General features: G+C 57.3%; 10 protein-coding genes and 2 pseudogenes. 8 read left to right on the forward strand and 4 right to left on the reverse strand.

The window, feature by feature from the left end:
• Window positions 1-93: 93 nt before the first annotated feature.
• The 3 genes and pseudogenes from WS62_RS25945 to WS62_RS39085 form a co-directional block, all read right to left on the reverse strand.
• Window positions 94-1,005, reverse strand: a complete 912-nt coding sequence (locus WS62_RS25945) for an OB-fold protein (RefSeq protein WP_197422925.1) — start codon at window positions 1,003-1,005, stop codon at window positions 94-96.
• An 80-nt stretch (window positions 1,006-1,085) separates the two neighbouring features.
• Window positions 1,086-1,397: pseudogene (gene gspG, locus WS62_RS39080) on the reverse strand (type II secretion system major pseudopilin GspG); the annotation flags it as partial.
• A gap of 42 nt (window positions 1,398-1,439) precedes the next feature.
• Window positions 1,440-1,760, reverse strand: a pseudogene (locus WS62_RS39085) (EexN family lipoprotein); the annotation flags it as partial.
• Between the two features lie 159 nt (window positions 1,761-1,919).
• On the opposite strand from WS62_RS39085, the gene WS62_RS34960 reads away from it, so the two are divergent.
• From WS62_RS34960 to WS62_RS25970, 6 genes are all read left to right on the forward strand, one after another.
• Window positions 1,920-2,288, forward strand: coding sequence for a helix-turn-helix domain-containing protein (locus WS62_RS34960; RefSeq protein ID WP_156441140.1), 369 nt, complete (start codon window positions 1,920-1,922; stop codon window positions 2,286-2,288).
• Window positions 2,289-2,482: 194 nt separating this feature from the next.
• Entirely contained in the window at window positions 2,483-5,317 is a 2,835-nt protein-coding gene (locus WS62_RS25955) for a type VI secretion system Vgr family protein (protein ID WP_066577035.1), read from the forward strand.
• 3 nt (window positions 5,318-5,320) lie between these two features.
• The gene (locus WS62_RS25960; protein WP_066577037.1) at window positions 5,321-6,604 is read left to right on the forward strand and encodes a VRR-NUC domain-containing protein; all 1,284 of its coding nucleotides are present in this window, start codon (window positions 5,321-5,323) and stop codon (window positions 6,602-6,604) included.
• A gap of 43 nt (window positions 6,605-6,647) precedes the next feature.
• Complete coding sequence (locus tag WS62_RS25965; RefSeq protein WP_066577040.1) at window positions 6,648-7,982, forward strand: type VI immunity family protein; 1,335 nt, start codon at window positions 6,648-6,650, stop codon at window positions 7,980-7,982.
• Between the two features lie 8 nt (window positions 7,983-7,990).
• Window positions 7,991-8,278, forward strand: a complete 288-nt coding sequence (locus tag WS62_RS34965) for a PAAR domain-containing protein (RefSeq protein WP_082721294.1) — start codon at window positions 7,991-7,993, stop codon at window positions 8,276-8,278.
• Between the two features lie 82 nt (window positions 8,279-8,360).
• Entirely contained in the window at window positions 8,361-9,242 is an 882-nt protein-coding gene (locus WS62_RS25970; protein WP_066577042.1) for a hypothetical protein, read from the forward strand.
• A gap of 27 nt (window positions 9,243-9,269) precedes the next feature.
• On the opposite strand, the gene WS62_RS25975 is transcribed toward WS62_RS25970, so the two are convergent.
• Window positions 9,270-9,722, reverse strand: a complete 453-nt coding sequence (locus WS62_RS25975) for a hypothetical protein (protein ID WP_066577051.1) — start codon at window positions 9,720-9,722, stop codon at window positions 9,270-9,272.
• 257 nt (window positions 9,723-9,979) lie between these two features.
• Between WS62_RS25975 and WS62_RS25980 the strand changes: the two genes are divergently transcribed.
• Window positions 9,980-10,558 carry a recombinase family protein gene (locus tag WS62_RS25980; RefSeq protein WP_066577054.1) on the forward strand — a complete coding sequence of 193 codons (579 nt, stop codon included), beginning with the start codon at window positions 9,980-9,982 and terminating at the stop codon, window positions 10,556-10,558.
• Window positions 10,559-10,715: 157 nt separating this feature from the next.
• Window positions 10,716-11,072, forward strand: a complete 357-nt coding sequence (locus WS62_RS34970; RefSeq protein WP_197422926.1) for a hypothetical protein — start codon at window positions 10,716-10,718, stop codon at window positions 11,070-11,072.
• The last annotated feature ends 115 nt before the right edge of the window (window positions 11,073-11,187 follow it).

Consider the following 11,187-nt stretch of genomic DNA (forward strand, 5'->3'; position numbering starts at 1 on the left):
CTGGCGGATCAGACGCCGGATGAGGCATACTTCGCGACGCTGCCTGCGATCAAATCGGCAGCATGATTGCCTCGGACGTTCCACTTAAAAATCTCAGAAAACTGTCCGAACGAGCGAAGCCACCTCTAAACACGGCACGTCGTTGCACTGATTGCGCTGCTGTAGCGCAAGTCGCAGTGAGTCCGTGAATTTCTGAGCGAGCGCGGTTGAATTTGCCAGATTGTCAGCCGCTTGTGCGCGGCTCTTGAGTCCGAGCATGATGTGATCAAGCCGCACGTCCGCTGCTGCAAGGTCCGCGTCGTGGCAGATCAGCCAATACACAGCGCCTTTCTGTTTCGAACAATCGAACGACGGTTGGTAAATCGGATCGTCGGTTGCAGCCGCCGAATCGCGGCTTTGTAACGCTGCGTACGGCGCTGAAACGTAGTCGCCGGTCAGGAAACTGCACGACACGAAGCGGGGCGTCGCTAGGCCCTTGCCGTCGCCTTGGCAGGACAAGTCAATGATTTGTCCCGGCCGCACGTTCGCGACATCCTTTAGTCCGTCTGCATCGAAGCGTACCGACACGTGATCATTCGATGCCGGATCGGTCGGCTTCACGTACAGGAACGGTTTGTCGCCGATGTCCTTTTCGACGCTTCCGGCGACACCCCGGAAGTGCACCCATTTCCCCCGGTATTTATTGTCGCCGTCAACTTCGTTCGCCTTGTAGTCGGCGATGATCGTTGAGAGCGGCGTCACGATTCGCGCTTGCGCCTGCTGTCCGGCGATATCGAGTTGCGCTTGCACCTGCGGCGGGATATCCGAAGCGCTCGACGCGGCTTGCGCGGGTGCTGTGGCTGTCTGGTTCGCGCTGGTCGTCGCGACATCCGTGCCGCCGTCTTTTACGGCCCTAACTTCGTCCTGCGTCGGTGACGGGTGCTGCACCACGAAGGCCGTGATCGCTGCGACGACAAGAGAGAGTCCTACGACTGCGGCGATCGCATTTTTCGTTCTGGATTGCATGTTGTTCCCCCGTTTCATTGGCCGGACGTGTTGAACGTGCCTTTCTCGATGTACGTCTTTTCCCACGCCTGTACGTCGTTCTGCCACGAACCGATCGGGAGGCTGTACTTGAAGTCGGTGGCAGGTCCGACGCTGTACACATCAATTTCGCCGTGTTGGCCCGGGTTCAGATACTGGTATTGATGCCCCCACGGATCGTTTGGCAGGCGCGTCAGATAGCCCGTTTCCTTCCAGTTGTTCGGGATCGGGTCGATGGTGGGCTTCTCGATAAGCGCTTGCAGCCCCTGCGCTTGCGTCGGATACGCACCATTGTCGAGCCGGTAGAGCTTGAGGGCGACCGTGATGACCGCGACATCTTGTGCAGCGGCGATTCGCCTAATTTGGTAAGCCCGATCCTCTTCGGCGGCGGCACCGATGTGCGAAGCAGTGGCGTTGACGCAGTTCGGATCGGACCGCAGTTCGCCGGGATTGGCGTTGCAGGCGGACAGCGCCGTTTGCCGCATCCCGAAATTGTTGGTGAACTCGTCCACGGTGTAGACGCGATCGAGCGCAGTGACTTTTGTTGCGGGTTTGTTGCAGGCTGCGAGTGATATAGCGAGCGGCAGCACCGCAAGTACCCGGATGATGTTTTTGGTCTGCATTGTGTTTTCGTAGGTGTACGGGCGACGCGGGTGAGGCCGACCCGCAGAATAAAAAGCGCCGACAGGGGGACCGTCAGCGAAAACGGGTTCCGGCATCCGAGGTTGTTGCCGCATTGCCGGAACCGGCCAAGATGTGCACGCGGCCCGAAGCGCCGCCTTGGAATTCGTTACCGCACATAATATACTTTATGACGAATAATATGTGTTGTGACGCCCTTCACGCTGCCGTGACGAGAACAGACACTTCCCCGACTACCGGGGAGGACATCCGTCTTGAGCAACGCTGCACAACTTGCGAAATCCATTGGCGACGCCATTTCCGCTCGCCGGAAGGCGCTTGGAATGACTCAGGAAAAATTGTCCGAACTCATCCAGATCGAGCAATCTTCCCTATCGCGAATCGAACGAGGAACGTTGATTCCGAATCTCGAACGACTCGCAGGGATTGCAGAAAAGCTTGACTGTCGTCTCGCCGACTTGTTGGGAGCCAGCGGAACGGGGGCGCTTGATCGTGCGATTCGAATTCAGGAGCGGCTTGAGCGACTGTCGCCTGCGCAACAGGACGCGTTCGAAAAGTTGATAAACGATGCTTTTGAGTTGATCGAAGCGTCGTCAAAGAAGCGAAGCGGGCGCGGCGGTTGATGCCAAACGGCAGTGAGTTCATCGGGAAATTTCTGCTCGATCTTCCTGACTCAGCGTCAACTTTCGTCAAGTCGGTAAATATTCCTCAGACTTTAGCTACAATCGCGCGAGAGCGACCTTTCGTCGCCGCTGGCTGACCGTCTGTGTGTCGCTTCTCTGACGGTAGCTCGAACCTGAGAGAAGGACGACAAGAAATGGTACTCAGACCACCCGCAATCGGGGACCTGAAGAATCGCGACCTGTACGAGGCCGTTCATCGCGGTTTGTTGCAGCACGACCGGCTGTTGATGCTGGATACACCGCTCGGCAAGAACGCGTTGACCCCGCTGCGGGCGCGCGGATCGTCCGGGATTGGCGGTGACTACCATTGGACAATCGACGTTGCGTCGCTGCGTGACGATACGGCGCTGCTGTCGCTGATGCATCAGCCCGTCACCCTGTGGATTCAACAGCGTACGGCACCGTACGCAGATTCGGTTTATCGACCCGTGCACGGTTTCGTGCATCAGGTTGGATATTTGGGCGGGGACGGTAGCGTATCAACGTACCAGCTTGAATTTTCATCCGCGCTGATTTTCCTGAGCAAGACCCACAACGATGAAGGGTGGCTCGAAAAGGACGCGCGCGAAATCATTTCCGACGTATTCAACCGCTATCCGCAGCTGCAGGGGCGGTTCCGGTTCGACCTGACGCGCGAACCTGCGGTGCGCTCATGGTGCCGTCAGAGCGAATCCGATCTTCATTTCGTGCACCGCCTTCTCGAAGATGAAGGCATGTATCTCCGTTGGGTTCACGAACCGACGAACGAAGGCGAGCCGCCGAAAACGACGGTCGTCATCGTGGACCGCGTATCGTCGCTGCCGGAAGCGAAGCCGGCCGAATATTACCGTGGCAACACTGATCACGAAGCGGAGGGGTTCACGCAGTGGGCGGTCATGCAGACCATGCAGAGCCTGCGTTATATGTCGCGTGCGTTCGACTACAAGCGCCCGACATCCCATTTCCAGACGGAAAGTGCCCTGCAATCCACGGTCTACGAGGTGGGCAGTGGGCGACAGTCGGAATCGCGCAGCATTCCTGCTGCGCCCATGACCGTCTACGAGCCGACGGCGTACGGATACTCCAATTCAGACAGCGGTGCAGCGCGCGCACGTCGGCGCGTACAGGGGTGGGATTCGCGTGCACGCCGGTATTTCGGCGTCGGTGGGTTGCGCTGGTTAGATGCCGGATTGCGGTTCACGCTGAACAACCATCCACGTCATCCCGACAGCGACCCCAAGAAGCGGGAATTTCTCGTCGTTGAGGCACGGTGGTATATCGAAAATAACGTGTCGATTGGTCAACAGACGACGGAATATCCGCGCAGTCTGCGCGCGACCCTGGCCGAGCAGCAGGCAGCACACGGGGCGCGGTTCAAGACACCGGAGCACCCTCAAGATGGAACGGCGGGATTTTTCGTCATTGAGGTTGAGGCGCAAGAAGCAAGCGTTGAATATCGCAGCCCGCTCGCGCATCCAAAGCCGAACATGACGATCGAGCATGCGATCGTTGTGACGCAGCAGGGATCGGAAGCATGGACGAACGAGCGGAATCAGGTCCGTGTGCATTTCGCATGGGACCGCAAAAATCCGGATGGCACGTTCGCATCGTCGCCGCTGCTATCGACCATGCAGGCCGATACGGGAAACGGCTACGGATCGGTGCACGTGCCACGGGCCGGTGAATGGGTTTTAATCGCCTACTGGGCAAACGATTGCGACAAGCCGTTCATTTTAGGGCGCGTCAATGGCGGCACGACGCCTTCTCCGTGGCATTCGAATGTGCTGCTGTCGGGCTTTCAGTCACAGGGATTCGGCGGCACGGGCGCATTCAATTCGTTTGTCCACGATGACGCCACGAATCAAAGCGGTACACGGCTCGTCAGCTATACGGGGAGCAGCTACGCATCGATCGCGCAAGGCTATTTGATTCAGCAGAGCGGAAACACACGTGGGCGATATCTCGGTTCGGGGTTGCTGCTGCACGCTGACCATTACGCTTCGATGCGCGGTAGCCGGGGCGTGTCGATCAGTGCGCACCCTGTTTCGCGTGACAGCGATCAGCTAGACGTTGACGAGGCGCGAGAACAGCTTACGCGCTCGAAAAACCTGCTCGGCAGCATTTCGGATGCGAGCGAACAGCATCAGGCCGAGAGCCTGAAACCGGGCGTTGATGCGCTGACGGCGTTCACCGATGCAACGAAGCAGTCTGCATCCGGCGAAGCTACCGGCGGACGTACGGCGGGCGGCGGCACGGGTAACGCCAACGCGTTCGCTGCACCGCTGTTGCTACTCGGCAGTCCGGCCGGTATTGGCCTGTCTACACATCAATCGCTTCACGCGAGTGCCGACCAACAGGCGAACTGGATCAGCGGTCAGGATTCTTATCTTGCAGCGGGCGGATCGATGCACACGGCTGCGGTAAATCATCTGAGCCTGTTCGCACGGAATCAAGGCATCAAGGCCGTAGCTGGCAAGGGAAAGGTCGAAATACAGGCGCAAGCAGGCGATCTGGAAATGATCGCGCAGCAGCTTGTGAAATTGCTGTCGGTAGCCGGACGGATGGAAATTGCAGCCGATCAGGAGCTAGTCCTGTACTGCGGCGGCGCAACGATCCGCATCAAGGGCGGCAACGTCTCGATACACGCACCCGGCAACGCTGACTTCAAGGGCGCGTCGTTCAGTTTCGCAGGGCCGGTCAGCAAGTCGTACACGATGCCGCAGTTCAAACCGTCGTATCAAGCACGGTACGTCCTGAAAAATCAGGCGGACGGTACACCGATGATCCGACACGCTTACGAAATGAAGCTGCCATCAGGGCGGACTGTGCTCGGCCATACGAATGATCTTGGCGAGACAGTGCCGGTTTTCACGCCGAACGCACAAGATGTGCCGCTGCAAGCCGTAAAGGCGAAGCCTGCTCAGGTCGAATCGTGGCAGTTTGCAGGCTCGGACAAACCGATGATTCAACGCGACTACTTGGAGGACTGACGTATGGCGGGCACGATGGAACCGGTCGCGACCTGCACGACCGTCAATGAGGACAGGGTTACGTACGCCGAGCTACCGGCGGGCACGAAGGGCTATTTACAAGAGAAGATCGAATACGCGTTGCAGGCCCCGGATTTCGTCAATATCAAGCTGCCTGACGGCACGAACACGATTTCAGCGCTCAAGCAGGTTGTGATGACGGCGGCGATCCGCGTCGATGAGGAAGTGGCTGACTTCCGGTGGCAGTACAAAGCGGAGGTCTGCTTTGACATGTGGCCGGAATATATCTCAAATGGCCGTGATGCACCTATCCCTTTTCTGAGTAGCGACAAAGAACAGGGGCCCGGACGGCGGCATACGTTGAATCCGTTCCCTCCCGGACGGAAAAATATTGTTGTCGATGCAGTGAAACTCATCATGACTCGTCGGCCAGACGTGATCATTGTGACCAATCCAGCCGATCGCTGGCCGGGGCGAAGCACTGTCGATCACGAAGGCAACCCGCATGTCGATAATTCGCTGCGACTGGTGGAGGTTAAATTCCCCGGGGATGCATGGGGCTTCGGTCAAGAAGATGCATACCGGAAAATTGCGGGACGGCCGGGTGAGTACACGCGCCGCATGTCAGTGATCGATGTCAGCGACTGTCACGGCGATCTGGAAAAGGCGCGACAACGGGCGCTCGCGATGTCGCCGGAGCAACGCGAAGCGGAACTGCGTCAGAAGCGTCGCGAACGACAACTGCGTGCACCCATTCGATCGGCCGATCCGATTGCGCAACCTGCATGGTACGAAGCATGGATTCGGCAAGCAGGGGAAGTAGGGCATGCGGCCGTTGCAGCCGCGTGGGACGCGGTGAATGATGGGGCTGCCTACTTGTCAGCCGAAACGCACGCTTGGTTGCAGCAGCATGCACCGTGGGCGCTGACCGCTGGCAAATGGGTGGCCGACAGTGCGACAGCGACTTGGCGATGGGTGGATGAAAAAGGCAACGAGATTTACCGCTACACGACCGCGCAGTTGAAGGCAGGATGGGATGCGATTGTCCGTTCGACGGACATGACGTGGGAACTGCTCAAGAAAATCAATTGGGCGCAGATTGGCACGTCGATCATCAAGGGGCTGGTTGTCGTCGCCGCTGTTGTCGCGGGCGTGGTTATCATCATCGTTCTTTCGGAAGCCCTGCTGGCGATACTGCTTGCGCTCGCCGCGATTGTTGCAGCCGCCACGGCGGAAACGCTCGCAGTGCTCGCGCTTGCGCTAGGCGTGACCGCCGCCGCATCGTGACCGCACGGGAATTTACTGTCGAATCTCTATCAGAACGTTCAACATGAGCAATGAATCTGTGGTGCTGACGCCATTCGCAGCCTATGCGCGCTACGCCGAAGAATTGAGCGTGCGCTTGGCGGACAACAGCTTTGCTGTCAAGCCAGGGGTCATCGGGACGGTGTACTTTGCTGGCGGCTCGAAGCCAGAGGGACGACGCGGCCTGCTTGCGTGCTTCGACAAATTTGACGAAATGTTCGGCAAACACCTCATCACTGGAAAGGATGAGGACTTGGCGAAGTTCAGCAAGAAAACAGCGAAGGGCGTTGAGAAAATCCGCAAGGCGATTAGCGATAGCCCGGGCTTTGCCCAAGTCAGCGTCATGCGATCGAGCGCACCAACTTCGACCGTCGCTCCTGACTACGCAATCGGAACATTGACAGGAAGTGCAAATCCGTTCGACTACGAATCTCCCGCTGGCTACAAGGTCCCGAAAGGGGAAGAAATGGGACTGTCGTTCTTGAAATTCAGCGTGCCAATGGAGTTAGTCACACAACCGGAAGGTCAAGCGCAGTACGAGCATTTCCTGCACTACGTCTGCGAGCAACTAGATGTCCGTGGCGGTTACGGTGGCCTATCGGCAGTGACCGCGTATGACTATCACCGATGGCAGGCACAGGAATGGGCGATTGCCGAGCGGTTCAGCGGAATTGAGGTCGATGCTTGTGCCCATTTTGGGCGAGACGAATATGATCCTGTCTCATATACAGAGAATGAAAATGGTGCATTGACTGCAATGTTTCGTCCTTTGAAACCCGGAACAAAAGTTCATCGATGGGGCTTCATCAAGGGCGTCAACTGGTACACGTTGCTGAGCGACGTTTTCGTTGAACGGCTTGGCGGCGAAGATGCGTTGCGCGCTGCCCTTGATCGTGACGATATTCAAATCGAGCGTATCAATCATTGTGTGCTTGTCCGGGCCGGACCGTTTCCGCGCTTGGGCGCACCCGAAGAGGGGCTTCCTGAGCCGTACGTGTTCGTCAACAGCGTGTTACGCACGCTGCGCAACCCGAAACCTGACGGGCTGCATTTGTACGATCCGCAACTTGAAAATGCTGACAACAAGAACTCCCGAACATGGCAAGCACGCTTTGATTTGCCCGATGCCCCCCCGATCCCTGAGCCGCCGACGATTGTCCCGCCGCCCGTGAATCGTGCACCGGCCCGCCAAAGCGTGCCGGGCGGCAACCCGTGTCCCGAAGCTGGTTGGTGGCATACGCCCGCCAAAGCGGGTAGTCGCCGATATTTCGAAGCAGGCGAAATCATGCCGGTGATCGAGGGCAGTTCGTGGGGGACGACAAACTGGCATTGGTCGCCGAGTCAGAAGCAGGACGGGTAACACTGACCATGACGAGATACCTGATTCTCGATGGCGATCACACGACGGTGGCTGGAACGGTACAGGCTACGCCTACGCCGTTCGCGCTTGACGGCAGGCATATCGCGCATGAGGATGACGATGTGTTTTGTCCGGTGTGTAAGACGATCGGCAAGATCAAATGCGTTGGCCCGCGAATTCCGATGACGGGGCCGGACGGTCGTCGTGTAGCGCTGAGTGACGATCTGTGCGTTTGCAAGTGTCCGGCACCTCCATTGCTCATCCCGTCGCAGCAGGTCATGTCGGTCGATGTGTGAAGTGGTATGAAAGGACTGTCAGTCGATTGTGATGATTTGAAGTGAAAAATCACTCAATCGATCTATCAATTACGGGGTGCACATGCTGCAAGAGTTGATGAGCCGAACGCTTGATATTTATATCGCCCTCGTGACCGGGTTCGCGACAGGAATTCCCTGCACGTTGCTAGGAATCGCGATCGATCGGCTCAGCAAGAAGCGAGCAGAAGGTCAAGCACCCCAAGGCGGAGTACCACAAAATAGTCTCACGATCGAGCAAGCCATTCAGGTACGAGTCAACATTCAAGTCAGTGTCGGGGGCGCGGCAAGAGGCGATCAACTCGTATGGGGCATGCTGATCGCTGCCACCTGCATAGCATACTTGTTCCTCCGTCAGCAGGTTCTTTTCGTCGCAATGGTATCGACGTTCGCGTTGGTCTGGATATGGATCGGTGTGGCTGCGCACTCGTTGTATCGCGGATATTTTCGTGGCGTAGGGTGGTGGCTCTATATGATCGGAATGCTCGCTTTTGTTGCAGTGGGGGTTGTGCCAATCATCCTTGCTGCACAGACGCCGCAATATGCGCCTACGAATTTCGCTGCATGGCAGGCATTCGCTAAGGACTATGGCATTGATGGGCTGAGGCGTTCCGGGGAGCTTAATTGGCAGAGTGTCACGTGGCTCCTGTCGCATGTCACAGGTGTCGCACTCATGTTTGCTGCCATCCGGGATGCTGTACTTTCGATGTTCTTCTACGCCTCGGTGAGTGGGAGAAGCGACCAAAATACGGTGGACAGGCTGCCGTTATGGGCTGCTCGACATGCGATTAAATCCGTGCGGGGCCTTGTGTGGCTAGTCGTTATACTTGTGCTCGCGTACTACTTGGTGGATGGTTCTGCATATGTTTTCTACACGCAGAAGTTCCCGGTGTTGGTCAATGAGCTTTGGACGTATGTTCTTTACGGTGCGCGGGGGCTGCGGTAATAGCCAAACCCTGCCAGCCATTGAAAGCTACACGCCTGCGATCGGTGACAGTTTTTCGTTCGCCACAAATTGAGCCAGGCGGGCATGAGCCGTCGCGATCACGTGGGCTGGCACGGTCGCCAACTGTTGATCGTGCATCAACAGGATGTGCTCAACAGCGGCGCGACCAGCGGCCGGAATCTCGAAGATGTCGGTTTTCTTCCCGGCCACTGCGCAGTCAACCACAGCAGCTTCGGCCATTCGGAACTGATCTAGGTCGTGACGACCGACTGTCGCCTCATGGACGAAGTAGGCGAGGTAGATCGTTTGGAATACCTTGCTGAGGGCGTCGGGGGTTCCGTTGCCGTTCTGCAACGAAGCGAGCGCGAGGTGATGTTCGAGGGCTTTTTTTCGAGCAACGGCCGCTGTCAGTGGTAACAGCATGTCCTTGCTCAGCGGCTTTTTGCTGCGGTGAGATGTCGGCTTTGTGCGGGGCTTCATGCTGTTTGGGGCGGGTACGGAATTTTGTTCGATGACTGGCGCAGGGCTTCGTGTTCCGTCGCGGATCGTGCGGGCGGTGTTGACACCGGCACAGGATCGAACCGACATCTCGCCCGTTCGCCGGGTGTGCGGATGGTAATTTACCGGTCGTTTTCTTGCCACTACAAAACACGCTGGAAAAGTGGAAATAAAGTCCGTGTTCCAGAATTAATTTCCACGGGATATAATTGCCACGGTTTCTTTCCAGTGAGCGCACCATGTCCAAGACATTTCTCTACGCACGCGTGAGTACCGGCGACCAAACGACCGCGAACCAAATCATGCTGGCCGAAAAGGCGGGGTATGTTGTCGCGCCGCGTCACGTGTATGAAGAAACGATCAGCGGGACGGTTGCTGCGATGGAACGGCCGATGTTCGCCAAGCTGGTCGCAAAATTGGATGAAGGCGACAAGCTGGTTGTGACCAAGCTGGACCGGCTCGGGCGGAACGCGCGCGACATTGATGCAACGGTTGCGATGCTGCGGAATATGCAGGTCACGGTGATCGTGCTTGATCTGCCGGTGGTGGAAGTAACCAGTGCGGCTGGTGATCTGGTTATGCGCATGTTCGCCGCGTTCGCACAGTTCGAACGTGATCAACTGGTCGAGCGGACGCACGCCGGTCTGGCGCGCGCGAAAGCAGAAGGGAAAATCGCCGGTCGTCCGTCGTCGCTGACTGCTGCGCAGCGTGCCGAAATTAAAGCCAAGTTGGCAGCGGGCGCGACGGCGCGCGGACTCGCGAAGGAATACGGTGTGTCGCATCCGACAATTTCCAAAGCAGCGGCCGATGTCGTGTGAGTTTTGTGAAAATTGCGGTATATGAGCGAGGTGCTCGTTTAATGTGCGAGAGTCTAGTATGACGATATCGTGAAGCTAGCCAGCCCCTCGGAAGCCACGGCCCATTCGCGCGTGTTGCTCGGTGGAAAATTCTTAGAATTCGGACGGCAATTTCTCCATGAACACTGACGAGCGTTGGTCACATCTCATCGCCTTGGATGAAGAACTGCTGCAAGGAGGTGTTATTCTTTCCGAGTGGTGCTCGTTCATTGTTAGGGAGACGGATGTCGCTTTTGTAAGCGGTGCCCATCTGGCCACGATTCTCACGGCGGTTTCCGGGATCGAGACTTATCTTCGATCGGAATATGCGGTGACGAGCCGAGATCGCTTGGTCGACTTAATTGAACGATCGCCGATACCGGATGATTTGAAGGCCGATCTCCATGAGTTGCGGAAGTATCGAAATCGATGGGTGCATGTTGATGATCCCTGGTGCGACAGAAGCCTAGGGCGTGTTCACACTACATTGATTTAAGGTTATGCTTCGGGGATGGAAATCTCCGAAGCCCAATTCAAACAGATCGAACATTGCCTGCCGCGACAGCGAGGCAATGTGAGCCTGCCGAACCTGCAAGTGCTCAACGCGATCG

This window comes from Burkholderia sp. ABCPW 14, assembly GCF_001523835.1.
Taxonomy (GTDB): domain Bacteria; phylum Pseudomonadota; class Gammaproteobacteria; order Burkholderiales; family Burkholderiaceae; genus Burkholderia; species Burkholderia mayonis.